This window comes from Ensifer sp. LC384, assembly GCF_001695865.1.
Lineage (GTDB): Bacteria > Pseudomonadota > Alphaproteobacteria > Rhizobiales > Rhizobiaceae > Ensifer.
Window position 1 is genome coordinate 152,430 of sequence record NZ_MBST01000067.1, and the last position, 25,870, is coordinate 178,299.

A 25,870-nucleotide genomic window follows, 5' to 3' on the forward strand; every position below is an offset into this window, starting at 1 on the left:
TTGAACTGATTTTTTTACTCCGCCAGAGACGTGTCGCAGGGGCGTAAAGGCGCGGCGAGCCTCAGGCTGCTGCCACCTTCACCTTACCTGTAACGAGGGTCGAGATCGGTGCCGGCCTGCCGAGCAGGTAACCCTGTGCCTCGTCACATCCTTCCGCCTGCAGGATATCGAGCTGCTTCTGCGTCTCGACGCCTTCGGCCAGGACGGGAACGGAGAGGCTCTGCCCGAGGGCCAGGATGGCGCGGACGATCGCCTTGGCCTGCGGGCTTGCCTCCACCTCCCACATGAAGCTCTTGTCGAGCTTGATCTTGTCGAACGGGAAGGACCGCAGCGTCTCGAGCGACGAATAGCCGGTGCCGAAGTCGTCGATCGCGATGGTGACCCCAAGCTCCTTGATCTGGCGAAGGGTCAGAAGCGCGCGCTCCTTGTCGTCGATGATCGTCGATTCGGTGATTTCGAGTTCCAGCCGCTTCGGGTCGAGCCCGGTTTCGGAAAGCACCTCCTCGACCAGGCTGACGATGTCGCCATTGGCAAGCTGTACGGGCGAGAGATTGACGGCGATCTTGTGGGTGCTTTGCCAACCCGCGGCCTCGCGGCAGGCCTCGCGCAGAACCCATTCGCCGATCGGCAGGATCGCGCCGCATTCCTCTGCAAGCGGAATGAACTCGTTCGGGGGCACCATGCCGCGTTCGGGATGGTGCCAGCGCAGAAGCACTTCATAACCGATGACGTCGCCGGTCATCACCGACTTCTGAACCTGATAATGCAGCGCCAGCTGTTTCTTCTCGATCGCATCCCACAGGTCGTTGGCAAGGCTACGCCTTTGGCGCGCCGCCTCATCCATCGAAACTTCGTAGAAGCAGACAGTCTGGTTCAGCGCAGCCTTGGCGCGGTACATCGCAAGGTCGGCATTGTTGATCAGCGTTTCCGCCGTCTCGGCGTCCTGCGGATAGATGGCGACACCCATGCTTCCGCCGGACTTCAACTCGAAGTCGCCGAACCGCATTTCCTCATGCAGGCTCTTCTCGATGCGGCGGAGGAAGTCGTTAAGTTCGGACAGTTCCTCGAAGCGCTTGACGGCTGCGAACTCATCGCCGCCGAAGCGTGCCACGAATTCGCCTTCCTGCAGCAGCGATTTCATCCGCTGGGCAATCGTCACCAGCACGAAATCGCCGGCGGCATGGCCGTGCAGATCGTTGACTTCCTTGAACTTGTTAAGGTCGAGACCGATCACGGCAACCTTGCGCGAGAACCAGGCGGCCGCATCGAGCTCTTCTTCCAGATAGCTGCTGAACTGCAGCCGGTTCGGAAGGCCCGTCAGGCTGTCGTGGCGCGCGAGGAACGAAATCTGCTCCTCGCTGTCCAGGCGTTCGGTAATGTCCTCATAGGTACTGACCCAGCCGCCATCGGCAAGGGTGCGATGCTTGGTCAGGATCGAGCGTCCGTTCGGCAGCTTTTCGACGATGTCGCCACCGCCCTTGCCGACCATGTCGACACGATGCTTCTGATAGAGCTCGTCCGACTTCGCCCGGGCGATTGCCGGGTCGGAGTAAGTGCGGGCAAAAACTTCGTCGAGGATCTGGCGGAACGTCAGGCCCTTTCCAGCCAGCGTCTCGGAGAAGCCGAAGATCTCGCGGCAACGCCGGTTCGAAAGCAGCAGATGGTCGCCGCTGTCGAAGAGGCAAATGCCTTGCGACATGTTCTCAAGCGCAATGTCGAGATTCTTGCTCACTTCGGCGATGCGATCCGCATCGACCTTCTCCTTGGTGATATCCTTGGCGATCTTGATGAAGCCCGCATGCGTGCCATCCTCGTGCAGGAAGGGGTCGATCACGACATGCGCCCAAAAGCGCGTGCCGTCTTTGCGATAGCGCCAGCCCTCAGACTCGAACTTGCCGTTAGCCCATGCTTCGTCGAGTGCCTGTTGCGGCACGCCTGCCCGCTGCTCTTCGGGCGAATAGAAGCAGGCGAAACTTTTGCCGATGATTTCGTCGGCTGTATAGCCCTTGTTGGCTTCGGCGCCGGCATTCCAGCTCGCGACGTGGCCTTTCACGTCGAGCATGTAGATAGCGTAGTCCTTGACGCTTCGCACGAAGCGGGCGAATTCGCGCTCGGAAGCGGCGGCCGAAAGCTCAGCATAGTGCGCAAAGCCCGCGGCAAGCAAAACCATGGTCAGCAGGAAGAAAGCGGTTCCGGCGATGACGAAGACCAGAAAATGCGGCTGTATCATGCCCTCGGGCGACGCCAACGACAAATCGGCCTCGATCGTCACGGCGCCCATCGCCGTGAAGTGCAAGGCGACGATGCCGAGCGTCATGAACAGCGTCGAAAGAATTTTCGCCTTCAGCGGCCGATCGATGTGGGTGATCGCCCGCAAGGCACCGATATCGAACAGGGAACCGGCGACGACGGAGACGGCGACAAGCGTCCAGTCCCAGCGGATGCTGCCTGGAACATCGAGCGCCGCCATGCCGAGGAAATGCATGCAGGCGACACCGGAGCCGAGAACGATGCCGCCAGCAATCCAGGCGACAGCGCCCTGCGCATAGGTGGCAATCAGCAGCGCCATCGTCGTCAGAACGACCGCGACGCCAAGCGACAGGGCCGTCAGATCGATCTGATAGCCGAGCACGACGCCTGGATCGTAGGCAAGCATGGCGATGAAGTGGGTGGCCCAGATGCCGAAGCCGCTGGCGATGCCGGCAGCCACTGCCCATATCGCCCTCGCCTTGCCCACGGAGGAGCGTCCTCGCTGAAGCAAGGTCACCGCGCCGTAGCTCGAAAGGAAGCAGATGAGGGCGGCGAGCACGACCAGCTTGGGATTATGCTCGACCACGAGGCATGTAAGAACCTTGAACATCGCCAAACGCCTAAATGAAACTTCTGGTCCGGAAAGGGATCTCCCACTTCCGGTTTATCGCTTCTGTTGGCATCGGGCGGTTTAAGGAATGATGAAAGTCAGCGCGCGACTGACGTTTCGAAACAGGACAGCGCTTTCGTCCTTAACGAAGGCTGAAATGCCACCGCCTTGTAGTTGAACATTTCAAACAGGCGCAATGACACCGTGACGGTCGCACCGCTAAGCCTAGGCCAGAAGCGCTTTCAGGTCCGATTGCGGATCGGCTATCACCGCCCTGTCCGGGTGGATGCCCGTCTCCAGAAGCTTCTTGCCGGTGACATAGGCCTTGGCGTCGTTGATCGCGTCGACGGCCAAGAGCTTTCCCTCCCGGAAGTACCAGACGGAAACGCTGCCCTCGCGCTGGCCGGGGCGAACGATGGTTTCGTCGTGACCGAGGCCAAAGCCGGCAATCTGCAGTTTCACGTCGTACTGGTCCGACCAGAACCACGGCTTGGGAGCATAGGGCTCGACCCCGCCGGCAATGACGGCCGCCACCGCCTCGGCCTGATCCACCGCATTCTGAACCGATTCAAGGCGGATGCGCATGTTGTCCCACGGCTGGACGGCGCAATCGCCCATCGCGAAAATTGCCGGATCGGCGGTGCGACCGTGGCTGTCGACAACGATGCCGCCGGCCGTTTCGAGGCCGGCGGCATGCGCCAGGTGATCGTTGGCCGTCACGCCGATGCCGACGATGACGAGGTCGACCGGAAGCACCGCCCCGTCGGACAGCTCGACACCGGTCACGCGATCGTTCTCGCCGACCAGCCGGTTGAGCCCTGTTCCCTCGCGGATATCGACACCGCGCGACTGATGGATCTCGCGCACGATGCCCGACGTCGCGGCGGACGCTACGCGCTGCAGGATGCGGTCCGCCATCTCGATCACGGTGACCTCAAGCCCGAGCGTGCGCGCAACCGCCGCGGCCTCGAGGCCGATATAGCCGCCGCCGACGACAAGCGCCCGCTTGCGCGGCTTCATCTCTTCGGCCAGCAAGTCGGCATCCCTGAAATCGCGGACGGTGAAAACGCCGGCGAGGTCGCCGCCGACCGAGGCCGGCAAACGACGTGGGGCGGCGCCGGTTGCAAATGCCAGGGTCTCGTAGTCGAGCAAAGCGCCGTCGCTCAGCGTCACGCGCCTGGCAGCGCGGTCGAGCTCCGTCACCGTGGTCGAAAGCCGGATATCGACGTTGTGCTCGCCGTACCAGGCTTCCGGCCGATAGAGCAACCGATCGAGGCTCATCTCACGAAGCAGGTACTTCTTGGAAAGCGGCGGGCGCTGATAGGGCAGGCTTGCCTCGGACGCGACCATGGTGATCGGTCTTTCGTCCTTCAGCGCCCGCAGTTTGGCGACCAACGCAAAGGCGGCCTGACCGCCACCGATAACAACAAGCCTTCCGGACACGCTCTCACCCGTCGTTTATTCGTTTGTACAACAAGGCGTAGCCTTTCCACCCGAGCCACGTCAACTCGCACGAACGGCCACACCGCCGGCCGCTCAGACCCTGGCCGGGATTTCCATCCCTTTTTGAGCCGCCGGGCGCGCCAGCCCGCGGTCGACCCAAGCCATCACATTCGGGAAACTCCTGTAGTCGAGCACGTCGGCGGCGCCGTAGAATCTGCGTGCGCCTTCGACCCACGGATAGGTGGCGATATCGGCGATCGTATACTCGTCGCCCATCAGCCATTGCCGTCCCTGAAGCCGTCCTTCCAGCACTCCGAGCAGCCGCTTCGATTCATCGCGGTAACGCTCGACCGGATAGGAATTGTTGGCAACCTTGTCGGCAGCGAATTTGAAGAAGTGGCCGAATTGCCCGAGCATCGGTCCGACGCCCCCCATCTGAAACATCACCCAGCAGATCGTCTCATAACGTCCGGCCGCGTCGGAAGGCAGAAGTCTTCCCGTTTTTTCCGCGAGATAGGTAAGGATGGCGCCAGACTCGAACAGTCCGATCGGCTTGCCGCCCGGACCGTTCGGATCGACGATCGCTGGAATGCGGCCATTGGGATTGAGCGAAAGGAACTCGGGCGATTTCTGCTCATTGCTGTCGAAGGCGACGCGATGCGCCTCATAGGGCAATCCCAGCTCTTCAAGCGCTATGGAGATCTTTACGCCGTTCGGCGTCGGCAGGGAATAGAGCTGGAGAATATCCGGGTTCTTCGCTGGCCAGCGCGTTGTAATCGGAAAGGCGGAAAGATCGGCCATGAAATTCTCCTCGAAACGAATGGCGGGAACGGTGTCCGCCGCCTGCGCGGCGTAGATAAGGTCATTCGCGGGCGTTTGTCAGCGGGTGAGGCAAAATTTACCGCGTTGCGGCAATCGCTGCGCCCGGGAGAGAACGATGCGCCGCGTTCGCCGGCGAGGATCGATGAGGAAGACATGACAGACAAGACCATCCGATGGCTCGCCCTTGTCGCACTGATGGCCCGCGCCCAGCCGCGGGCCACGATCGCGTGCTCGTGATGGACATCGATCGCGAGTGGTACGTGCCCTACTGGACCTCGACCGAAACGCTGTTCAAGGCCATGCGGCACCCTGCGCCGAAGGACCAGGGCGTGCTCGCCGGCGAGACGGGCGGCCGGGTGCACGTCTCGAAAAACCAACGGTCAGAGCGCCCCGCGCACGGCTGAGATGATCCTGTCGACGACCGGATCGCCATCGTGCGCCGGCTTGCGCGCGCGCACCAGGCAGGCTTCCGACCGCAGGATGACGCCGTCGGCAAGGATCTTCAGGTGGTTGGCGTGCAGGGTCGAGCCGGTCGAGGTGATATCGACGATGATATCGGCGGAGCCGGAGGCCGGCGCGCCCTCGGTCGCCCCAAGGCTCTCGACGATACGGTAGAGCTGGATACCGTGACTGCCCGAGAAATGGTTCTGCGTCAGCCGCCAGTATTTCGTGGCGATCGCCAGCCGCCGGCCATGGCGGGCGCGGAAGTCGGCAGCAACGTCACCGAGGTCAGCCATGGTATCGACGTCGTACCAGATCTCCGGAACCGCGACGACGACATCGGCATGACCGAAGCCGAGGCGGGCGCAGAACTCGACGCGGGCATCGGCATTGGCAAGGCCCTCGCGCACGAGGTCCTCCCCCGTGACGCCGAAATCGATCGAGCCGTTGCCGAGTTCGCGCGAAATCTCCGAGGCCGACAGGAAGGCGACCTCGACATCGTCCCAGCCTTCGACCCGGCCGCGATAGGAGCGGTCATTGCCGACGGCAACGATCTTCATGCCGGCGCGCTCGAAGATCGCGGAGGCGTCGTCCTTCATCCGCCCCTTGGACGGCAGTGCGATGGTGATGGTCATGCGGCACCTCCGCTGGCGGCGATCGCCGCTTCGATCCGGTCGAGCCAGAGCGAGAAGCCGACGGCCGGAATATGTTCCCGCGCGCCAAGCAAGGTCAGGAGCCGATCGAAGCGTCCGCCACCGGCAAGCACGGCCGGTGTCCCCTCGACTTCGACTTCGAAAACGAGGCCGGTATAATAATCGAGCGGGCGGCCGAAGGCGGCGCGGTAGCGAATGACACCGACATCGGCGCCGATATCGGCAAGCGCTGCCACCCGCGCATCAAAGCGCGCCAGCGCTCCATCGAGCGTCAGGCCGGTCTTCTCGGCAAAGCGGAAGAGCGCTGCCGGCGCTTCGCCAAGCGGCATATCGAGCGCCAGGAATTCGCGCACGAGGTCCAACGTTTCCGGATCGAGCCGGGTATTCGCCAGCTCCATCTTTTCTTTCAGGCGGCGGGCAATGTCCTGCGGCGAGCGGCTGGCATTGGTGGAATAGCCCGTCGCCTCCATGGTTTCGCCGATATGGGCGACAAGCCGCGCCTCGTCATCGAGCATGCCGCTGATCGCCAGCCGTTCGACCTCCGGGCCGAACACGCCGGCGGCCCTTGGATCGGCAAGCTCGGCAAGCAGCTTCTGCAGATGCTTCTGGTCGCCGAAGGCATGGATCAGCCGTTTCTGCCAGCCGCCCGGCAGGCCGCAGGCACCGACGACCGCTTCGAAGACGGACTGGTCGCCGAGCGTTACCGCCAGGCGCCGGCCAGGCAGACGATTGGCAACCACCCGCATGGCATTGCCGACCGCACGCGCGTCCGACGCGGCGATATCGGTATCACCGAGATCCTCGATGCCAGCCTGATAGAATTCATTGCCGCCTTCGCGGCGCTGGCGGAACACCTCGCCGAGATAGGCATAACGCTTGGGCGTGCCGGTCGCGGTTTCGATGTGGCGCAGGCAGACGGGAATGGTGAACTCCGGCCGCAGGCAGAGGCTCTCGCCGGTCTCGCTCTCGGTCATGAAGATGCGGCGGCGAAGGTCTTCGCCGGCCATGGCGAGAAACGGCTCCGCCGGCTGGATCACCGGCGTATCGACCCTGAGCGTGCCGAGACTTTCGAACTCGGCAAGCAGATCTGCGGAGAAGGCGGGAAGGTTGATCAGAGGCATCGCCGTCAGCCAGCCCTCGCCCGGTCCTCGGCCTGTGCCGCGAGCATTTCACGCACCTTTTCGACAAGGTCGCTGACGGGCACGGAGACCTGCGCGACCCGCGCCTCGCGCCATGCGGCGTTGTCCTCGATTTCGCCCGACAGGCGCTTGCCCTCGATCAGGTCCTTGATCTGCACCAGACCGGCCGCGCGCTCGTCACCGCCCTGGATGATCGCCAGTGGCGCCCCGCGGCGGTCGGCATATTTCAGCTGGTCGCCGAAATTCTTCTTGTTGCCCTGGTACATCTCGGCGCGGATGCCGGCATGGCGAAGCTGCTGCACGAAGCGCTGGTAGTGGCCCATGCTGTCGATGTCGCGGTCCATGACGCAGACGACGACCGGCGCGACCACCTCCGACGAACCGAGCTTGCCGAGGTTCTTGAGCGCGGTCATCAGGCGCGAGACACCAATCGAGAAACCGGTGGCCGGCACCGGCTGGCCCATGAAGCGCGAGACGAGACCATCGTAACGACCGCCGCCGCCGACCGAACCGAAGACGATTTTTTCGCCCTTTTCGTTGGTCACGGCAAACTGCAGCTCGGCCTCGAAAACCGGGCCGGTATAATATTCGAGACCGCGAACGACCGAGGGGTCGATCTTGATGCGGTCGGCCTCATAGCCGGCGCTCAGCACCAGGCTGCGGATGGTGTTGAGCTCGTCGACACCCTCGCCGCCCTTGGCCGTGCCGGCAACGAGCGCTGCGAGTTCGGCAGCACTTTCGGCGTAGTCCTTTATGCCGACGAAGAACAGAACCTTGTCGATCTGCTCGGCGGCCAGACCGGCGCCCTTGGTGAAATCGCCGCTCTCGTCCTTGCGACCTTCGCCGAGCAGCAGACGCACGCCTTCGGTGCCGAACTTGTCGAGCTTGTCGATGGCGCGCAGCACCGTCAGGCGCGCATTCGCCTTGTCGTCGCCGCCAAGCCCGATCGCCTCCATGACACCGTCGAGAACCTTGCGGTTGTTGACCCGGATCACGTAATCGCCGCGCTTGATGCCGAGCGCTTCCATGGTGTCGGCCATCATCATGCACATTTCGGCATCGGCCTGGACACCGGCGGCACCGACCGTATCAGCGTCGAACTGCATGAACTGGCGGAAGCGGCCCGGGCCCGGCTTTTCGTTGCGGAAGACGTAGCCGGCGCGATAGGTGCGGAAGGGAAGCTGGATCTCGTTGAAGTTTTCGGCCACGTGACGGGCGAGCGGCGCGGTCAGATCGTAGCGCAGCGACATCCACTGGTCGTCGTCATCCGTCAGCGAGAACACGCCCTCGTTCGGGCGATCGCTGTCGGGCAGGAACTTTCCGAGCGCATCGGTGTATTCGAACAGCGGCGTTTCGACCGGATCGAAACCATAACGCTCGTAGACTTCGCGGATCTTGACGATCATCTCGTCAGTTGCGCGAATATCGGCAGCCGTTCGATCGACAAAGCCGCGCGGCAGGCGCGCCTTGAGCTTCTGCGGTTTCTTTTGTTTCTCGGTCATGGGAAGCATTCCGGACTATCAGCAGGTTTGGAGCTTTCCCTATCGGATCAAGGCATGGGCGGCAAGGGTTTGCGCGGCGCAAAGCATCCCCTTGCGGGCAGCACTGGCTTTAGCAGCCTCGCCTGAGGGTCGCCATGGCACAGGCCGAACGCGAACACGGGAAGGATGACGTGTTCCGTGCAGGCGTCGTCAAACAGTCGATCTCAAATTCTCAGGCCATTTGAGCCATGGGCCGCGAGAGGCTCTGCCTCAACCCCTCGACCGCGCTCCGGCAATGGCAACCCTCGATATGATCGTTGACGAGGCCCATGGCCTGCATGAAGGCGTAGATCGTCGTCGGGCCGACAAAGGTCCAGCCGCGCTTCTTCAGGTCCTTGGAGATCCGCGTCGAGGTCGGCGTCGTCGGATTGGCGGCGATCACCTCGTAGCTGACGAATGTCGGCCGCTCGCCCGGGCCAGGTTCGTGCGACCAGAAATAGGCGGCAAGCGAACCGAACTCGGCCTGAAGCTCCTGGGCCCGCCTGGCGTTGTTGATGGTCGAGACGATCTTGCCGCGGTGACGCACAATGCCTGTATCGGCAAGGCAGCGTTCGATGTCGGCATCGCCGAACGTCGCGACCTTGTCGAAATCGAAGCCGGCGAAAGCGGCGCGAAAGGCCTCGCGCTTTCTCAAGATCGTCAGCCAGGAGAGGCCGGATTGAAACCCTTCCAGGCAGATCTTCTCGAAAAGGCGCCGGTCATCGGTGACCGGCCGTCCCCATTCCTCGTCGTGATAGCGCTTGTAGTCATCGAGATTGCTCTGCCAGGCGCAGCGCCCAAGGCCGTCATCACCGATCATTATGCCCTTGGTTGTCATCGTCCGCCCCGTTTCTTCCTGTTCTCAAGCATTTACCATTCACAAACCAGATTCCTAAAGCGACGGATAACCCTACCCAAAGCTTTATCGACGCTTCGGGCCTTTCACGGGCTGCCGTTTACCATTCCGTGGCGCCACGATGACACGATCGCGCCATTGCCAAGGCGCATGCCGTCCGTCCGAGCGTCCCGTTCCCCGGCTGGCCGCGCCCCTTTTTGATACGTTTCGGCGAAAGGTAGCGAGTCCGTCCGATGTTGAAAAAATCATTTCTTGTAGCCGCATCCATCCTCACCCTCGTCGCAGGCCAGGTGGAGGCCCAGGACCGGTATCAGAACCGACCGCCGGTGATCGTCAGCCCCGACCTGACCGCCCCATGGGTGATGCAGCTCGGCGGCCAGCCGCAGCAGGCGCGCCGGGTCATCTACCGTCAGCAGATTCCGACCACCACCCGAAAACAGTATTATCAGGGCCAGACCGTACGCCCACAGGCCAAGCGCCGTACTGGCGCGCCGCTGGTGCAACCGGTCAACGCCACGCGCGCCCAGCGCCCCATCAAGTCGAAGTTCGACCCGCAGTACCTGCCGCAGACCGTCGCCTACGACGGCAAGGAAAAGCCGGGCACTGTCGTCATCGATACCAACAACCGTTTCCTCTATCTCGTCACCGGTAACGGCCAGGCACGGCGTTACGGCGTCGGCGTCGGCAAGCCAGGGTTCGAGTGGGCCGGCGCGCACAAGGTCACACGCAAGGCGGAGTGGCCGAGCTGGACGCCGCCGAAGGAAATGATTTCGCGCGAAGCCGCCAAGGGGCACTACCTGCCGGCACGCATGGACGGCGGCCCTGAAAATCCGCTTGGCGCGCGCGCCATGTATCTCGGCTCGACGCTTTATCGCATCCACGGCACTAATGCGCCCTGGACGATCGGCTACGCGGTCTCCTCAGGCTGCATCCGCATGCGCAACGAGGACGTCGTCGATCTCTACGAACGGGTGAATGTCGGCACCAAGGTTATCGTCATATAATTGGCGCATTGCATAGAATATTCCCCTCCGCCCATACGTGTTGCGGTTGCCTGCTCGTGATCTTCAGGCAACAGGCGGGTCTCAAGATACAAAATCCGTCATCACGTTCGATCGATCGGATGTATCCCGGACTTGAACTTCGGGCCGTTTTGCATAGCCTGCCTGCAACGAGGGCTGAGAGGGAATCGTATATGAAACGTCATGCCAGCAATTTGGTCGCGATCGCCATCGCGACCAGCACTATTCTTGCCGCCGCCAGTGCCCAGGCTTTCGCGCCCGCGCCGACATCCGGAACCACTGCCAAGAACAGCGATGTCGTCCTCGTCGCGGCACAGAAAAAGCCGCCGAAACAATTCTGGCGCACCAAGGTTCGCTTCAGCACCGACGAAGCCCCCGGCACGATCATTGTCGATACCAATAACAAGTTTCTCTATTACATCGACGGCCCGAACCGCGCGACCCGATACGGCATCGGCGTCGGCCGCGAAGGCTTCGGTTGGTCCGGCGTGGTGAAGGTGGGACGCAAGGCGGAATGGCCGACCTGGACGCCGCCGGCAGAAATGCGCGTGCGCGAAGCGGCCAAGGGCCGCATCCTGCCGGTCACGCAGGAAGGCGGCATCGACAACCCGCTCGGCGCGCGCGCCATGTATCTCTACAAGGGCGGCCGCGACACCATCTTCCGCATCCATGGCACCAACCAGCCGTGGACGATCGGCCAGAACATGTCATCCGGCTGCATCCGCATGATGAACGCCGATGTCGAGCATCTCTACGACCGGGCCGACGTCGGCACCAAGGTGATCGTCATCGGCCCCGGCAGCAAGACCGGCGACACCTACTTCAACGATCGCGGCGTCGATATCTTCCGCCAGATCTTCGGCGGCTGATACTCTCGCCAGAGATGAAAATGCCGGCGCCTTACTGCATAATTCCTTAAATCGGGATCGATTTAAGGGCAAAATTATGCAGCAACTCAGAGTGTTGCAGCGACCTTTGCGCGTCTAAACAGACGCGCGGCGCTGCAGCGCGGGCATTTTTCGTTTCACAATCCCGCCGGTTTCGCTCCGCCATAGGCCCAATCGAGCAGTTCGACGGTATGGACGATGGGGATCGCCGTGCCGGTGGCGATCTGGGTGATGCAGCCGATATTGCCGGTGGCGATCACGTCGGGCTTCGTCGCCGCAAGGTTCTTGACCTTGCGGGCTTTGAGCTTTTGCGAGATCTCCGGCTGCAGGATGTTGTAGGTGCCGGCCGAACCGCAGCAGAGGTGGCCCTCGGCCGGTTCGCGCACGACGAAACCCGCCCGCTTCAACAATTGCTTCGGCGCCATGGTGATCTTCTGGCCATGCTGCATCGAACAGGCGGAATGATAGGTGACGGTGATGCCGCGCGGATCCTGCACCGGAAGATCGAGCGAGAACAGATACTCGGTAATGTCCTTCGCCATGGCCGAGACCCGTGCTGCCTTTTCCGCATAGGCGGGGTCGAGGCGCAGCATGTGGCCATAGTCCTTGATCGTCGTACCGCAACCGGATGCGGTGATGATGATCGCATCGAGAGACCCCTCATCCGCCACGCTCAGCCAGGCATCGACATTGCGCCGGGCTGCCTCGAGCGCCTGCTCCTCCCGCCCCATGTGGTGTACGAGGGCGCCGCAGCAGCCCTCCCCGGCTGAGACGACCACCTCTATGCCGAGACGGGTGAGAAGGCGGATCGTCGCCTCGTTGATCTCCGGCTTCAGCACTGGCTGCGCGCAGCCGTTCAAAAGCGCGACGCGGCCGATGCGCTTGCCGCTGGCGGCATGGGTGCCCGGCGTCGCGGTCGGTGACGGTTCCGGCACCGTCTTCGGCGCCAGATCGAGCATCACGCCGAAGGTCTTGAGGGCGGCCGCCCGTTTCAGGATGTTGGCAAAGGGCCGCCCGAGAGCGGCCGCCTTCAAGGCAAGGCGAAACCGCGCGGGATAGGGCAAGACCTGCGCGAGCACCGCGCGGACCAGCCTGTCTTTCAACGGCCGTTTGTAGGTCTTTTCGATATGGACACGGGCATGATCGACCAGATGCATGTAATCGACGCCCGACGGGCACGTGGTCGTGCAGGCGAGACAGGACAGACAGCGATCGATATGCGTTACCGTTTCCTTGTCGGCCGCCCGTCCATTCTCCAGCATGTCCTTGATGAGGTAGATGCGGCCACGCGGGCTGTCGAGCTCGTCGCCGAGCGTCACATAGGTGGGACAGGTGGCGGTGCAGAAGCCGCAATGCACGCATTTGCGCAGGATGGCCTCGGATTCGGCCACATGCGGATCGGCAAGCTGCGCGGGCGTAAAATTGGTCTGCAAACGCTTACTCCAATATCGGGGCTCTGCCCCTGAAGCGCGCGGCGATCTCTAGGGACGGCCTGCGGCACTTCAAGTTCTTGTTTTCGCATGTCGTTATCGCAAACCCGCTGCGCAGTTTTGCGCGAGATGCTTCAGATCATCCAGCTTTCGGGGTTGCTGATCGGTTCCTCGCGCGCGGCGCGCTGCAGGCCGACGATACAGCGCACGACGATCCACACCGCGGTGGCGATAAACCCCAGGAACCCGATCAGCAGCACCATCAGCAGCGTCGAGATGACGCTGAACAACAGCGCGATCCAGAACGTGCGGATTGCCCAGGTATAATGCGTCTGGACCCACACCGCACCCTTGCCGCGGTTGAGATAGGCGAGCACCACCCCGATGATAGCCGTGATCCCCACGGCGAACGCCACGAGATAGAGCACATAGATGACCTGGACGTTGACCTTCCCAGGTTCCAGCCAGCGATCGATCTCCCTGGGAAGCGGAGCCTGCGGACCATTGTCACCCATCGATACCTCCCTCTCTCGTCATTTCCCCGTGTCTCAGGAAACGGCCTGCATCCGGCCGGGATTGAAGATCCGCTGCGGATCGAACTTTTCCCGGACGCGTTCGCTCAAGAGCGCCGCGGGCGCGGGTTGCGGTTCAAACGATGGAATAGTCGCACGAAGGCCGTCGCTTGCGCGAACGAGCGTCGCATGGCCGCCGCCAAGCGCCTTGATATAGCGGCGCACCAGCGCCGCCTCGGGATCGGATTCCATGCGCAGCCACACGAGCCCGCCCTGCCAGTCGTAGAAGGCATCGACGCCCGTCTGCAGTCGCAAGGCGGCAACCAGCTGATGGCCGGCCGAGGGCGCGACCGAGACACGCCAGAGCGGCCGATCCGTGCCATCGGCATAGGGTCTCACATCACGGATCTCCGACCAGAGCGTCGCCGTCTGCGCCGCATCGAGCCGCGATACCGCACCAAACCTTTCGAGCGCCGTCGCCAGTTTCTCCGCACGGATCGAGACCGAGGCCTGCAGGCCTTCGAGCCGCAGCACCGTTGCCGCACCGTCCGGCAATCCACCGCCGACGAACCGGCCGCGCACGCTCTCGGCCAGATGGGCCGCGCCGGAAACCTCGACCGTTTGCGCCATGGCTTCCGCCATCACCGCCGCCGCTTCGGCATCGTTCAACCCGGATACCACAACCGTCTCGCTGGCTGGCGGCTTCGGCAGCACGCGGAATGTCACCTCGGTCAGAATTCCGAGCGTTCCGTGAGAGCCCGCCAGCAGTTTTACCAGATCGAGGCCGGTGACATTCTTCATCACCCGGCCGCCGGCCTTGATCGCGTCGCCCCTGCCATTGACGAAACGGACGCCGAGCAGGCTGTCGCGCGCGGCACCGGCGACGATGCGCCTAGGTCCCGAGACGTTCGCTGCGAAGACGCCGCCGATCGTCGGCTCTCCGCTCGTTGCAAAGATCGGGCGGTGGTCCATCGGCTCGAAGGAAAGCATCTGCCGGTTTTCGGAAAGGGCCGCCTCGATCTCGGCAAGCGGCGTGCCGGCGAGCGCACTGACGGTCATTTCCGCCGGATTGTAGCTGACAATACCGGAGAGGCGACGGGTGGACAGCACCCGGTCGGCACGCACGGGATTGCCGAGGCCGGATCGCGTGCCGCCGCCGATGACGGCAAGCGACGCCCTTTCGGTGGCCATCGCCCGGACGACGGTCGCGATACCCTCTTCGCTCGCGGGCTCGAAATGCACGATCATGCGGCGGGGCGTCCTTCGAGCGGAAAGACCTTGGACGGGTTCAGGATCCATTGCGGATCGAAGGCGGCGCGCGCCGCCATCTGCTGGTCCAGATCGGTCTGGGTGAACTGATGCAGCATGAGATCGCGCTTCTCGATACCGACGCCATGTTCGCCGGTCAGGCACCCGCCGGCATCGACGCAAAGCTTCAGGATGTCGTTACCGGCGCTTTCGGCACGCGCCGCATCCTCGGGATCGTTGATGTTGTAGAGGATCAGCGGATGCATATTGCCGTCACCGGCATGAAACACATTGGCGACGCGAAGGCCGTAGGCAGCGACGATCTCGCCGGTTCGGCGCAGAACATGGGAAAGCTGGCTGAGCGGCACGGTGCCGTCCATGCAGATATAGTCGGCGATGCGCCCGGTCGCGCCGAACGCCGATTTGCGCCCCTTCCAGATCAGCGCCGCCTCGAGCGCCGACTGGCTTTCCTTGATGGTGGTGACCCCATGGCGGCGGGCAACGTCGATAATGCTTGCCAGCATCGCGTCCATTTCGGCTTCCGAGCCTTCCACCTCGACGATCAGCAAGGCCTCCACATCCAAGGGATAGCCGGCATGGGCAAAGGCTTCGCAGATCTCGATTGCTGGCTTGTCCATGAATTCGATGGCGACCGGAATGATGCCCGAACCGATGACGTCGGCAACGCAGGCGCCAGCGGCCTCGGAGGAGGCAAAGCCGAACAGCACCGGGCGCGCGCCCTCGGGCTTGGCGATCAGCCGCACCGTCGCCTCGGTGACGATGCCGAGCTGTCCCTCGGAGCCGCAGACCAGACCGAGCAGGTCATAGCCGGCCGCATCCAGCGCCTTGCCGCCGAGATCGATGATCGTGCCGTCGAACAGCACCATCTTCACCCCCAGCAGATTGTTGGTGGTGACGCCGTATTTCAAGCAATGGGCGCCGCCGGAGTTCATGCCGATGTTGCCACCGATGGTGCAGGCCAGCTGCGAACTCGGGTCGGGGGCGTAGAAGAAGCCGTCGGCGGAGACGGCCTCGGAAATATTGAGATTGGTCACACCGGCCTGAACCGTCGCGGTGCGGTTGAAGAAATCGACATCGAGGATGCGCGACATCTTCGAAAGGCCGATCACCACAGCGTCTTCCTGCGGGATAGCGCCGCCGGAAAGAGAGGTGCCCGCGCCGCGCGGCACGACGGGAATGCCGTAGCGACTGCAATATTTGAGCACTGCGGCGACCTGTTCGGTCGTCTCGGGCAGGGCGACGGCGAGCGGCATGCGGCGATAGGCGATGAAGGCATCGGTCTCGAACGGCTTCAATCCGCGCTCGTCGCTGATGAGACACTCGGCCGGCAACAGATCTGCCAGATCCGCGGCGATCTCGCGGCGGCGGGCCATGACGGCTGGCCTTGGTTGCAGAAAGCCGATCGTTTCCGCCATCAAATCCTCCGTCCACATGTCAATTGGTTCATTTTCTTTACCACTAGGATAGCCCCCTCGCAAATGCTATTGAGCTTTTCCATTTCGGAAACAATGGCAACGATTGATGACGAATTTAGGCGATCTTGAGATTTTTGCACGCGTCGTTTCCTCCGGCAGCATGTCGGCCGCCGGGCGGGCGCTCGGATTTTCGCCGGCGGTCATCTCCAAGCGCATCAAGCGGCTGGAGGATCGGCTCGGCACCCGCCTCTTGCAGCGCACCACCCGGCAGATCTCGCTGACCGAGGCGGGCCAGGGCTTCTACGACCGTGTCCTCGGCATTCTGACAGGCATCGAGGAGGCAGAGGCCTATGCTTCGGGACGGTCGTCGCAGGCGCAGGGCGTGCTTCGCATTTCGGCGCCGACCTCCTTCGGCCGCATGCACATCGCGCCGCATCTGACGGGCTTCATGAAGGACCACCTGGACCTCAAGCTGCACATCGTCCTGACCGACGACTTCACCGATATCGTCGCCGAGGGCTTCGACATGGCGGTGCGCATCGGCGAGCTGACCGATTCGAGCCTGGTGGCGCGCAAGCTCGCGCCGGTCCGCCGACTGCTCTGCGCCTCGCCAGATTACGTTGCCCGCAACGGCGCCCCGAACGAGATCGGCGACCTCGCCAGGCATTTCTGCCTGCCCGCCCACAACAACGACAATTGGAAGCTCGAAGGCCCGGAGGGCTCGCTCGTCTGGCACCCCGAGGGACCGCTTGTGACCAACTCCTCGGAAATCGTGCGGGCGGCGGTGATCGCCGGCGCGGGGATCGCGCTCCGCTCCACCTGGGACATCGGCCCGGAACTGCGCAACGGCCAGCTGGTGCAGGTGCTGCCGCAATGGGAAGGCTCGAAGAACCTGACGCTTTCGGCCGTCTATCCGAGCCGCCAGTTTCTGCCGGCCAAGGTGCGCCTGTTCATCGATTATCTCGCCGCCCTTTACGGGCCCGTCCCCTATTGGGAGCAATAGGGGCTATTTGTGCTCGCCGTCGCCGTGATGGTGGCGAATGCGGCGAACGATCAGCCAGACGCCGACGACCGCGAAAGGCACGGCAAGTCCGGTCAAAAGGCCGGGATCGATCGGCAGCTCGTGGCTGACCGCCTTGGCGAGATAGCCGAACAGGCCGACGACATAATAGGAGATCGCGGCGACCGATAGGCCCTCGACGGTCTGCTGCAGCCGCAGCTGCAACTTTGCGCGCCGATCCATCGAGTTCAAGAGCGCGCTGTTCTGTCGTTCCAGTTCGACATCGACCCAGCTGCGCAGGAGCGCGGTGGCGCGCGCCAGCTTGCGCGACAGGTTCGCCTGTCGTTCTTCCACCGATTGACAGGTGCGCATCGCCGGCGCCAGACGACGCTCGAGAAAGGTGCCGATCGTCTCATAGCCTGGGAGCGCCGTCTCGGCCAGGGTCCGGATGCGTTCCTGGACGATGCCGTAATAGGCGCGGCTGGCGCCGAAGCGATAGAGGCTGAGTGCCGCACCTGCCTCCAGATCGGCAGCAAGCCGGGTGATCTCCGCCAGCATGTCGTCCGCCTCTTCGCGCACGTTCTCCTTCATGCGCTGGGTGATCGCCGTCAACCCGTCTTCGGTGCGCCTGATCTCCGGCGACAGCGATTGTGCCAGCGGCAGGCCGATCATCGCCAGCGTACGATAGGTTTCGATATCGAGCAGACGCTGGATCAGGGCGCCGGTGCCGGCCTCGGTCATGCCGCGGTCGATCACCAGGATCTGCGTCAGGCCGTCGCCGTTCTGGCGAAAATCGGTGACGAGGATCGCCTGGCCGTTTTTCGTCTCGCTGTAACAGAGGCTGGTCGGATCGAAGGCCTTGATCGCTTCGCGGGTCTCCGGCGAATCGGCGCGGATCTCGAGGCGGATACCCGAGATGAGTGAACCGGGTGGCGAAAAGCCGTCGCCGAACGGGTGGATCGCAACTTCGCCGCCGAACTGCTCCGGCGCCGGCCCATCCCAGAAATAGGTGGAGAACTCGGTGTGCCGCTCCCAACGCAGCGTGCCCTGCCCCCAGGCCATGGCGTGGTGGTTGGCGTCGCGCCCGGGCGGGGCGATGCCACGCGAACGGGACAATTCCGACAGCACCGCATGGTCGACGATCGAGCCGCCTTCGGTCATGAAGGCGAGCTGAAAGATCACGCGCGGCGTCGCCACCAGGGCATAAGGCCGCGAATGGACCTCGCCCAGTGCCTGCGCTCGCATCGGCGCGACCGGAAATGCAAAACTTCCCTTTGCCATGAAGCGCTTTGTCCCCCTCACGCGTTCATCATGACTTTCTTATCAACCGAACGAGCAAAAGCAAAAGGACGCATTGCCGCAGTTTGACTTTTGTCACAACGGCCGAAGTGGACAAGGAAATTGACCAGTTGGTCGCACATGCCTAGATTGCCCCGCATGGGAGACCCAAGCGTGACCGAAGACCAGATCGACCTCTATGCCCGCATCAGCCACAGCCGCACCGCGGACGAGGTGGTCCAGCAGATCGAGCTTCTCATCCTCGAAGGCATCCTGCGCGACGGCGACCGGCTGCCGGGCGAAAGGGAGCTGTCGAAGCGCTTCGACGTGTCGCGACCGATCCTGCGCGAAGCGTTGAAGGAACTGGAGACGCGCGGTCTCGTCGAGAGCCGCCACGGCGGCGGCACCTTCGTTGCCGATGTCGTCGGCGAAGTCTTCTCCAAGCCGCTGATCGAGCTGATCGGCCGCCATCACAAGGCGACGCAGGATTATCTCGAATATCGCCGCGAACTCGAAGGGTTGACCGCGGAACTGGCTGCGACGCGCGCCACCGATTTCGACCGGGACATCCTCACGCGCATCATCGAGCGCATGCGAACCGCGCACCGTAGTGGCGATTTCAACGACGAGCTGGCCTCCGACGTCGAATTGCACCAGGCGATCGGCGAAAGCGCCCACAATATCATCCTGATGCACACGTTGCGCGCCTGCTACCGGCTGCTGACGCAGGGGATCTTCTTTCACCGCAATTCGGTGTTCGATGCCCCGGGCGCACGCGACCGGCTGCTGGCGCAGCACGAAGCGATCTACGACGCGATCATGGCCGGCGACCCGAAAGCGGCCAAGGCGGCAGCCCAAAGCCATATCGATTTTGTCGCCGCCTCCACCCGCGAGGCGGAGCGCACCGGCGAGTGGGCTCGCATCGCCCGGCTGCGGCTGCAGCAACGCGACCAGGCGGGCTGAAGCCGGGCCAACGCCCGGTTGCCGCCTCACTGGCAATGCCGGCGCGAAGACACCATATTCTGTCGCATAGGGACCACAGTTTGCAGCGAAGCTGACCGCATATCCGGCAGCCGACGAGACGCGACATTTACACGCAACGCGACGCTGGCATACTGGCGGGAACGTCAAACGAATACTGATTCGCTAAGAGGAGAGCAAACGACCTTGAACTTCCTGAACCGGCTCGCATCCGATGTGCAGCTCATGCTGCGGCGACCGGCGCGCATGCAATATGCGGCGCTGTGTTTCCGGGTTCGCAAGAAGTCCAGGGCGCTTGAGATTCTCCTGATCACCAGCCGCGATACCGGCCGCTGGGTCATTCCCAAGGGATGGCCGATGCAGGGCAAACGCGCCCATGAGGTGGCCGAACGCGAAGCCTATGAAGAGGCGGGGGTCAAGGGCCGGGTGCAGAAGGCTCCCGCCGGGTTCTATCTCTACAAGAAACGCATGGATCACGGCCTGGAGATTTCAGTCAAGGTCCAGGTCCACGCCCTGGAGGTCGACGATCTCTGCAAGCACTTCCCGGAAGAAGGCACGCGCAAGCTCGAATGGGCTGGCTACCAGGAAGCGGCGAACCGCGTCGCCGAGCCGACACTGAAGGAGCTTATCCTCGCCTTCGGCAGCCGCATGTCGGCACCGCCTTCGCCAGTGCCCAAAACCGTGAACGGCTAGCCACCACGGGCGATATCTGCCGTTGTCGCTTGCACAGGTTTGCAGACATCATCAATTCCGCTTGAAAGCGTTTCGCGGTGGCAGTAGTGGCCATGGTGAAAAGGGAGATCGCCATTGGCAAAGCCGCGCATGCGCCTTGAAAAGCAGACGCTCGACAAGGACCTCGACAAGTTCAGCCTTGCCGAGGCGGCATCGCAACAGGTGATGCGTAGTCTGGCAGCGCCTGGCCTGGCCCTGCTCTTCCTGCTGCTCAGCATGGCATTTGCCGCAAGCTTCGTCACGAACTCTGCAGCGGCACCAATCATCATCGCCGCTGCCGCGATCGCCGGCTACATGGCGATGAACATCGGCGCCAACGACGTGACCAACAACGTCGGCGCGGCCGTCGGCGCCAAGGCGATGTCGATGGTGACGGCGCTGACGATCGCCGCCGTCTTCGAGATCGCCGGCGCGATGCTGGCCGGCCGTGAGGTGACACTGACCGTCGAGGCCGGCATCATCTATGGCGAGCATATTCTCGGCCCCGAGACGATCGTCTGGGTGATGATGGCGGCTCTCGCCTCATCGGCCGTCTGGATCAACATCGCCACCTATTCCGGCGCACCGGTTTCGACCACGCATTCGATCATCGGCGGCATCGTCGGCGCAGGCATCGCCGCGGCCGGCGTTTCCAGCGTGCAATGGTGGTCGCTTGCCGGCATCACCGCCAGTTGGTCTATTTCTCCGGTTCTCGGCGGTACGATCGCTGCAGCCTTCCTGGCGTTCCTCAAGGAATTCATCATCTACCGCGAGGACAAGATCGCATCGGCGAGACGCTGGATGCCGATCATCCTAGGCGTGACGGCGGGTAGCTTCACGGCCTATCTGGCCGTCATCGCGCTTGTCCAGGTTGCCGCGATCTCGCTGTCAACCGGGCTGGGCCTCGGTCTCGTTGCCGGAATTGCCACCTATTTTCTCACCAAGCCGTGGATCCAACGCCAGTCCATCGGGCTCGACAATCGCAACCAGTCGCTGCGCAAGCTGTTTCGCGCACCGCTGATCCTTTCTGCCGCGCTGCTCTCCTTCGCCCACGGCGCCAACGACGTTTCCAACGCCATCGGCCCGCTCGCGGCGATCGTGTCCGCCCTCGACAGTGTCATCACCACAGAGACATCGCCGACGCCGCTTTGGGAACTTGCGATCGGTGCGCTCGGCATTTCGATCGGCCTGCTGCTCTATGGTCCGCGCCTGATCCGCGTCGTCGGCCAGGAAATTACACGGCTGAACCCGATGCGCGCCTTCTGCGTTGCGCTGGCAACCGCTGTAACCGTGTTGCTCGCCTCCGCCTTTGGTCTGCCGATCAGCTCGACCCACACCGCCGTCGGCGCCGTCTTCGGCGTCGGCTTCTTCCGTGAATGGTATACCCGCCACTCGAAACGGCGCCTGGAATATGTCCGTCGGAAGACCGGGCAGGCAGACTTCATGGAGTCGACGGAAACCAACTTTGCTGAGGTTCGACGCCGGCGCTTGGTGCGCCGCTCGCATTTCCTGACGATCGTCGCCGCCTGGGTCATCACCGTTCCGGCTTCGGCCCTGCTTTCCGCCGTCGTCTATCTCGTTCTTTCCGCCATTTTCATGTGAAGGTATTCCCCATGCGCGCCAATTTTCGCATGCAGCGACTGTTCGTGGAGCACGCACTCCATGCCGGAGCGGCTCAGGAAGCGAACAAGGAGCAGTTCAACTATCTGATCAACGTGCTCCGCTACGAGGACGGCGGCTCCATCCTCGTCTTCAACGGCCGCGACGGCGAATGGCGCGCCGAGCTTTCGCTTGCGAGCAAGAAGCGCCTGATCCTGACCGCGGTCGAACAGACCCGTCCGCAACCGGCTCCTTGCGATCTCGTCTACCTCTTCGCGCCGCTGAAAGTCGGCCGCCTCGACTATCTCGTGCAGAAGGCGGTCGAGATGGGTGCCGGCGTGCTGCAACCGGTGATGACACAGCACGTGCAGGGCAAGATCGGCAACCTCGATCGCGTGCGCGCCAATGTCGTCGAGGCAGCGGAACAGTGCGGCGTGCTCGGCATTCCCGGCGTGGCGGAGCCCCGCCGGCTTGAAGATCTGCTTCAAGACTGGCCCGTGGATCGTCGCATCATCTTCTGCGACGAAGGCAGCGACAGCCAGAACCCGCTGCCGATTCTGAAGGGCATTGGGGAAAAGAAGCTGGCTCTGCTGATCGGGCCTGAAGGCGGCTTTTCCGACAGCGAACGGGCCCTGCTGCGCAGCCTCGATTTCGTCACCGCCATTCCGCTTGGCCCCCGCATTCTCAGGGCCGATACAGCAGCGGTTGCGGCAATGGCCGTGATACAGGCAACGGTCGGTGATTGGCACTGACCGGTCGCTTGCGCGCAAGCACGGCGCATACTTTTTTTGAACAGATCTTGAAAGAAATTGACTTGCACCGCACCTGATTACGGTTCAAGCAGCCACCATCCACTTCCGCTGACCGGCGGGAACCGCTCAAGCAAAAGAAGACGCTCATGGCCCGAGATACCACCGACCAGACGCCGGTAACCTCTGTCGCTGACCTGACCGCTTATGTCGCGGCGGGCTCGAAACCGGAGGAGCGGTTCCGGATCGGAACGGAGCACGAAAAGTTTGCCTTCTTTAAGGCGGACAACAGCCCTGTCCCCTATTTCGGAGACGCCAGCATCCAGGCGCTGCTCAACGGCATGGCCGCAAAGAGCGGCTGGGAGCCGATCGTCGACGAGGGCAACATCATCGGTCTTGCCGAGCATTCCGGCAACGGAGCGATCTCGCTGGAGCCGGGCGGCCAGTTCGAGCTTTCCGGCGCGCCGCTCGAAAACCTGCATCAGACCTGCAAGGAATCGAACCAGCACCTCGCCGTTCTGCGGGAAGTGGCCGAGCCGCTCGGCATTCGCTTCCTCGGCATCGGCGGCAGCCCGAAATGGACGTTCGACGAAACGCCGCGCATGCCGAAATCGCGCTACGGCATCATGAGCCGCTACATGCCCAAGGTCGGCACCAAGGGCCTCGACATGATGTATCGCACGTGCACGATCCAGGTGAACCTCGATTTCTCCTCGGAAGTGGACATGCGCCGCAAGATGCAAGTGTCCTTAAAGCTCCAGCCGCTGGCGACCGCGCTGTTTGCAAGCTCGCCGTTTACCGACGGCAAGCCGAACGAACTCTTGTCCTGGCGCGGCGATATCTGGCGCGACACCGACAACCAGCGTTCCGGCCTGCTGCCCTCGGCTTTCAAGCCCGACTTCGGCTTCTCGGACTATGTCGAATGGGCGCTCGACGTGCCGATGTATTTCGTCGTTCGCGACGGCCACTACCACGACTGTACCCACGTAACCTTCCGCCAGTTCATGAACGGAGCGCTCAAGGGCGAGATCGCCGAATGGCAGCCGAACATGGGCGACTGGACCAATCACCTTTCGACGCTGTTCCCCGACGTGCGCCTCAAGCGCTTCCTGGAAATGCGCGGCGCCGATGGCGGGCCGTGGCGCCGGATCTGTGCCTTGCCTGCCTTCTGGGTCGGCCTGCTTTACGACGGCGAGGCGCTCGACGCTGCCGAAGCGCTTACCCGCGACTGGACGTTCGAGGAGGTCGGGACCTTACGTGACGCGGTGCCCGCCCAGGCGCTCAACGCAAAATTCCGCGCCGGCAGCCTTTACGACATCGCCCGCGAAGTCGTTTCGATCTCACGCGGCGGCCTGAAGCGACGCAACCGGCTGAACGGCGACGGCATCGACGAAAGCCAGTTCCTGGCGCCGCTCGACGAAGTGCTGGCCAAGAAGGCGACGCTCGCCGAGGATCTGCTGTCGCTCTACAACGGGCGCTGGAACGGTTCTGTCGATCCGGTCTTTGCAGAATACCAATACTGAGCCGGTAAGCCTTCGATTAAAAAGGCGGTTTCCAGCTCCAGATTTCCCGATATAGTGCAACGACATACGTTGCTTGCAGCGCCGCACGTCAGCCTGACGCGCAAACGGCGCTGCCGCGCTTTACACTTGCTGCATAATTTTCCCCTTAAATCGTTCCGATCTAAGGAATTAGGCAGTAGCCGAAGGGAACCGGGGATGGCACCGCTTTTTGACATGTTCATGCAGGCGCAGAACGGACAGGCCACCGAGTTGATGGCCAAACAATTCGGGCTTGCCCAGGAGCAGATGGCAAAGGCCACGGCAGCGCTGCTTCCGGCCTTCTCCGCCGCCTTCAAGCGCAACACGACAAACCCTTACGATTTCGGCGCGCTGCTGACGGCCATGTCCAGCGGCAACTACGCCAAATACTTCGAGGACGTGAGCCAGGCGTTCACGCCGCAAGGCATGGCCGACGGCAACGGTATCCTCGGCCAGCTCTTCGGCTCCAAGGAAATGTCGCGCGCTATCGCGGCCCAGGCAGCCCAGGTCACCGGCATCAGCCAGGAGATCTACAAGCAGATGCTGCCGGCGATGGCCGATACGCTGATGGGTGGGCTGTTCAAGCAGGCGACGGGCCAGTTCGCGGGGCCGAACGGTGCCTTTGCCAACAATCCGATGGCGACGATGATGCAGCAGTGGATGGAGGCAACCGGCCTTGCCAAGAAGCCGGAGCCACAGGCCAATCCCTTCGACAATCCCTTCACGCAGGCGATGCAGAGCTTCTTCGGCGCCGGCAAGAAGGAAGAAAAGGCCAAGACGCCCGACTTCTTTGCCGACAACCCCTTCATGAAGGCGTTCCAGGACATGATGCAGACAGGCGCCGGCACCACGGCCAAACCGGCTGCAGACAACCCGGCCGTCGCCCAGTTCTCGCAATTGATGAACAGCATGTTCGACAGCGGGCTGGAGATGCAGAAGGAATATCAGAAGAACATCGAGGCGCTGTTCGACAGCTACAAGACCGGTACCGGTAACAAGACCTGAGCTGGTCTGCGGTCGCCCCTTCCCAAGCCGACACCTGCTGAAAAGAAAAAGGCCCGGTACATGTCTTGGTTCATGTACCGGGCCAAGCGGCAGGGTCTATTGGCTCTACCCTGCGGGGAACGTTTGGGCGCGCGATATAGGCGGCAGCACCGAAACTTCGAAATTCGTAGCATGACCCGCGTTGGCGGCAGCTTGCGCGGATCATGCTCGACTGGCGCATCTCAGGCGGCGGGATGCGCCATGGGGAAATCAGTCGTGACGGATCCCCTTGTAGAAGAGGCTCGCGCGGTTTCGCGACGCACGCGTCAGATAGCTGGCGGGATTGTCGAAGAAGGGCGAGGTGATTGCCTCGCGGACATCTTCGCGCCGTAGCCCCATATCGAGGAGATGCCGGTCGTCCAGCTCATTCAGACGCGCGATTTCGCGTCGGTTTCTAAACAGGCGCCATGCGGCCGTCATCACGCCGACAACGCCAGCGGCGCGGGAGGCATAGGCCTGCTTTCCTGCAACGAGGTCGAGATCGAGGACGTGGTCGGTCGTGCGCATGACGGTACTCCTTTTTTCAGGCACGAAGAGACCCATCCCCTGCGCGAGGTCATACGCAGGGGCGGGCCAGGGACGTTGGGATTCGCCGGCAACGCTGCCGGCCGGGGGTCAATGAAATTTGCCCCCGATAGATCGCAAATCCTTATTGATCAGTCCAACGAATGTTTTTAATGATATTCATCAAACAATCT

The 25,870-nt window shown here is 62.8% G+C and carries 23 protein-coding genes; 10 read left to right on the forward strand and 13 right to left on the reverse strand.

Going from position 1 to position 25,870, the window contains the following annotated elements:
* Positions 1-61 precede the first annotated feature (61 nt).
* From BC363_RS29930 to BC363_RS29940, 3 genes are all read right to left on the reverse strand, one after another.
* Positions 62-2,860: an EAL domain-containing protein gene (locus tag BC363_RS29930; protein ID WP_065783042.1), complete on the reverse strand. Its 2,799-nt coding sequence runs from the start codon at positions 2,858-2,860 to the stop codon at positions 62-64.
* Positions 2,861-3,085: 225 nt separating this feature from the next.
* Complete coding sequence (locus tag BC363_RS29935) at positions 3,086-4,303, reverse strand: FAD-dependent oxidoreductase (protein ID WP_065782842.1); 1,218 nt, start codon at positions 4,301-4,303, stop codon at positions 3,086-3,088.
* Between the two features lie 93 nt (positions 4,304-4,396).
* Positions 4,397-5,104 carry a glutathione binding-like protein gene (locus BC363_RS29940; RefSeq protein WP_065782844.1) on the reverse strand — a complete coding sequence of 236 codons (708 nt, stop codon included), beginning with the start codon at positions 5,102-5,104 and terminating at the stop codon, positions 4,397-4,399.
* Between the two features lie 257 nt (positions 5,105-5,361).
* Between BC363_RS29940 and BC363_RS34910 the strand changes: the two genes are divergently transcribed.
* Positions 5,362-5,529: a hypothetical protein gene (locus tag BC363_RS34910; protein ID WP_161952500.1), complete on the forward strand. Its 168-nt coding sequence runs from the start codon at positions 5,362-5,364 to the stop codon at positions 5,527-5,529.
* Here the strand turns inward: BC363_RS34910 and hisG are convergent.
* The 4 genes from hisG to BC363_RS29960 form a co-directional block, all read right to left on the reverse strand.
* The gene (hisG, locus tag BC363_RS29945; RefSeq protein ID WP_065782846.1) at positions 5,506-6,201 is read right to left on the reverse strand and encodes an ATP phosphoribosyltransferase; all 696 of its coding nucleotides are present in this window, start codon (positions 6,199-6,201) and stop codon (positions 5,506-5,508) included. The genes BC363_RS34910 and hisG overlap by 24 nt on opposite strands.
* On the reverse strand, positions 6,198-7,340 hold the full coding sequence (locus tag BC363_RS29950) for an ATP phosphoribosyltransferase regulatory subunit (RefSeq protein WP_065782847.1): 1,143 nt from the start codon (positions 7,338-7,340) through the stop codon (positions 6,198-6,200). Before BC363_RS29950 ends, hisG begins: the two co-directional genes overlap by 4 nt.
* A 5-nt stretch (positions 7,341-7,345) precedes the next feature.
* Positions 7,346-8,860, reverse strand: coding sequence for a histidine--tRNA ligase (gene hisS / locus BC363_RS29955; RefSeq protein ID WP_065783043.1), 1,515 nt, complete (start codon positions 8,858-8,860; stop codon positions 7,346-7,348).
* Between the two features lie 211 nt (positions 8,861-9,071).
* Positions 9,072-9,716 (reverse strand): DNA-3-methyladenine glycosylase I, encoded by a 645-nt coding sequence (locus tag BC363_RS29960; RefSeq protein WP_065782849.1) that lies wholly within the window; start codon positions 9,714-9,716, stop codon positions 9,072-9,074.
* Positions 9,717-9,967: 251 nt separating this feature from the next.
* Between BC363_RS29960 and BC363_RS29965 the strand changes: the two genes are divergently transcribed.
* Positions 9,968-10,738 (forward strand): L,D-transpeptidase, encoded by a 771-nt coding sequence (locus BC363_RS29965; RefSeq protein WP_065782851.1) that lies wholly within the window; start codon positions 9,968-9,970, stop codon positions 10,736-10,738.
* Positions 10,739-10,929: 191 nt separating this feature from the next.
* Entirely contained in the window at positions 10,930-11,625 is a 696-nt protein-coding gene (locus BC363_RS29970; RefSeq protein ID WP_065782853.1) for a L,D-transpeptidase, read from the forward strand.
* Positions 11,626-11,780: 155 nt separating this feature from the next.
* Here the strand turns inward: BC363_RS29970 and glcF are convergent, their stop codons facing one another.
* The 4 genes from glcF to BC363_RS29990 all read right to left on the reverse strand — a co-directional run bounded on the left by glcF (position 11,781) and on the right by BC363_RS29990 (position 16,269).
* Positions 11,781-13,076, reverse strand: coding sequence for a glycolate oxidase subunit GlcF (gene glcF, locus BC363_RS29975; RefSeq protein WP_065782855.1), 1,296 nt, complete (start codon positions 13,074-13,076; stop codon positions 11,781-11,783).
* A gap of 131 nt (positions 13,077-13,207) precedes the next feature.
* On the reverse strand, positions 13,208-13,588 hold the full coding sequence (locus BC363_RS29980) for a hypothetical protein (RefSeq protein ID WP_065782857.1): 381 nt from the start codon (positions 13,586-13,588) through the stop codon (positions 13,208-13,210).
* A gap of 33 nt (positions 13,589-13,621) precedes the next feature.
* Positions 13,622-14,833, reverse strand: coding sequence for a glycolate oxidase subunit GlcE (glcE, locus tag BC363_RS29985; RefSeq protein ID WP_065782859.1), 1,212 nt, complete (start codon positions 14,831-14,833; stop codon positions 13,622-13,624).
* Complete coding sequence (locus BC363_RS29990) at positions 14,830-16,269, reverse strand: FAD-linked oxidase C-terminal domain-containing protein (protein ID WP_065782861.1); 1,440 nt, start codon at positions 16,267-16,269, stop codon at positions 14,830-14,832. The genes glcE and BC363_RS29990 overlap by 4 nt, the downstream gene beginning before the upstream one ends.
* 106 nt (positions 16,270-16,375) lie before the next feature.
* Here BC363_RS29990 and BC363_RS29995 point away from each other — a divergent pair, with 106 nt between their 5' ends.
* Positions 16,376-17,272 carry a LysR family transcriptional regulator gene (locus BC363_RS29995; RefSeq protein ID WP_065782863.1) on the forward strand — a complete coding sequence of 299 codons (897 nt, stop codon included), beginning with the start codon at positions 16,376-16,378 and terminating at the stop codon, positions 17,270-17,272.
* Positions 17,273-17,275: 3 nt separating this feature from the next.
* On the opposite strand, the gene BC363_RS30000 is transcribed toward BC363_RS29995, so the two are convergent.
* Positions 17,276-18,550: a DUF3422 family protein gene (locus BC363_RS30000; protein WP_065782866.1), complete on the reverse strand. Its 1,275-nt coding sequence runs from the start codon at positions 18,548-18,550 to the stop codon at positions 17,276-17,278.
* A 171-nt stretch (positions 18,551-18,721) separates the two neighbouring features.
* On the opposite strand from BC363_RS30000, the gene BC363_RS30005 reads away from it, so the two are divergent.
* From BC363_RS30005 to BC363_RS30030, 6 genes are all read left to right on the forward strand, one after another.
* Positions 18,722-19,510: a FadR/GntR family transcriptional regulator gene (locus BC363_RS30005; RefSeq protein ID WP_244519976.1), complete on the forward strand. Its 789-nt coding sequence runs from the start codon at positions 18,722-18,724 to the stop codon at positions 19,508-19,510.
* A 204-nt stretch (positions 19,511-19,714) separates the two neighbouring features.
* Positions 19,715-20,221 (forward strand): NUDIX hydrolase, encoded by a 507-nt coding sequence (locus BC363_RS30010; protein ID WP_065782870.1) that lies wholly within the window; start codon positions 19,715-19,717, stop codon positions 20,219-20,221.
* A 114-nt stretch (positions 20,222-20,335) separates the two neighbouring features.
* Entirely contained in the window at positions 20,336-21,841 is a 1,506-nt protein-coding gene (locus BC363_RS30015) for an inorganic phosphate transporter (protein WP_065782872.1), read from the forward strand.
* A gap of 11 nt (positions 21,842-21,852) precedes the next feature.
* Entirely contained in the window at positions 21,853-22,590 is a 738-nt protein-coding gene (locus tag BC363_RS30020; protein WP_065782874.1) for a 16S rRNA (uracil(1498)-N(3))-methyltransferase, read from the forward strand.
* Positions 22,591-22,736: 146 nt separating this feature from the next.
* Complete coding sequence (locus BC363_RS30025; RefSeq protein WP_065782876.1) at positions 22,737-24,110, forward strand: glutamate--cysteine ligase; 1,374 nt, start codon at positions 22,737-22,739, stop codon at positions 24,108-24,110.
* A 195-nt stretch (positions 24,111-24,305) separates the two neighbouring features.
* Entirely contained in the window at positions 24,306-25,133 is an 828-nt protein-coding gene (locus BC363_RS30030) for a DUF937 domain-containing protein (RefSeq protein ID WP_065782878.1), read from the forward strand.
* A gap of 249 nt (positions 25,134-25,382) precedes the next feature.
* On the opposite strand, the gene BC363_RS30035 is transcribed toward BC363_RS30030, so the two are convergent.
* Positions 25,383-25,679: a DUF1127 domain-containing protein gene (locus tag BC363_RS30035; RefSeq protein WP_065782880.1), complete on the reverse strand. Its 297-nt coding sequence runs from the start codon at positions 25,677-25,679 to the stop codon at positions 25,383-25,385.
* Positions 25,680-25,870 lie beyond the last annotated feature (191 nt).

Excerpts from the sequence above, each read along its gene's own strand:
- BC363_RS29940 (WP_065782844.1), bottom strand. The coding sequence starts at position 5,104 with ATGGCCGATCTTTCCGCCTTTCCGATTACAACGCGCTGGCCAGCGAAG.
- BC363_RS30030 (WP_065782878.1), top strand. The coding sequence starts at position 24,306 with ATGGCACCGCTTTTTGACATGTTCATGCAGGCGCAGAACGGACAGGCC.
- BC363_RS30035 (WP_065782880.1), bottom strand. The coding sequence starts at position 25,679 with ATGCGCACGACCGACCACGTCCTCGATCTCGACCTCGTTGCAGGAAAG.
- BC363_RS30025 (WP_065782876.1), top strand. The coding sequence starts at position 22,737 with ATGGCCCGAGATACCACCGACCAGACGCCGGTAACCTCTGTCGCTGAC.
- BC363_RS30020 (WP_065782874.1), top strand. The coding sequence starts at position 21,853 with ATGCGCGCCAATTTTCGCATGCAGCGACTGTTCGTGGAGCACGCACTC.
- BC363_RS29980 (WP_065782857.1), bottom strand. The coding sequence starts at position 13,588 with ATGGGTGACAATGGTCCGCAGGCTCCGCTTCCCAGGGAGATCGATCGC.
- glcE (WP_065782859.1), bottom strand. The coding sequence starts at position 14,833 with ATGATCGTGCATTTCGAGCCCGCGAGCGAAGAGGGTATCGCGACCGTC.
- BC363_RS29970 (WP_065782853.1), top strand. The coding sequence starts at position 10,930 with ATGAAACGTCATGCCAGCAATTTGGTCGCGATCGCCATCGCGACCAGC.
- BC363_RS29990 (WP_065782861.1), bottom strand. The coding sequence starts at position 16,269 with ATGGCGGAAACGATCGGCTTTCTGCAACCAAGGCCAGCCGTCATGGCC.
- BC363_RS29930 (WP_065783042.1), bottom strand. The coding sequence starts at position 2,860 with ATGTTCAAGGTTCTTACATGCCTCGTGGTCGAGCATAATCCCAAGCTG.
- BC363_RS29950 (WP_065782847.1), bottom strand. The coding sequence starts at position 7,340 with ATGCCTCTGATCAACCTTCCCGCCTTCTCCGCAGATCTGCTTGCCGAG.
- BC363_RS29965 (WP_065782851.1), top strand. The coding sequence starts at position 9,968 with ATGTTGAAAAAATCATTTCTTGTAGCCGCATCCATCCTCACCCTCGTC.
- BC363_RS29960 (WP_065782849.1), bottom strand. The coding sequence starts at position 9,716 with ATGACAACCAAGGGCATAATGATCGGTGATGACGGCCTTGGGCGCTGC.
- hisG (WP_065782846.1), bottom strand. The coding sequence starts at position 6,201 with ATGACCATCACCATCGCACTGCCGTCCAAGGGGCGGATGAAGGACGAC.
- BC363_RS34910 (WP_161952500.1), top strand. The coding sequence starts at position 5,362 with ATGGACATCGATCGCGAGTGGTACGTGCCCTACTGGACCTCGACCGAA.
- hisS (WP_065783043.1), bottom strand. The coding sequence starts at position 8,860 with ATGACCGAGAAACAAAAGAAACCGCAGAAGCTCAAGGCGCGCCTGCCG.
- BC363_RS30000 (WP_065782866.1), bottom strand. The coding sequence starts at position 18,550 with ATGGCAAAGGGAAGTTTTGCATTTCCGGTCGCGCCGATGCGAGCGCAG.
- BC363_RS29995 (WP_065782863.1), top strand. The coding sequence starts at position 16,376 with ATGACGAATTTAGGCGATCTTGAGATTTTTGCACGCGTCGTTTCCTCC.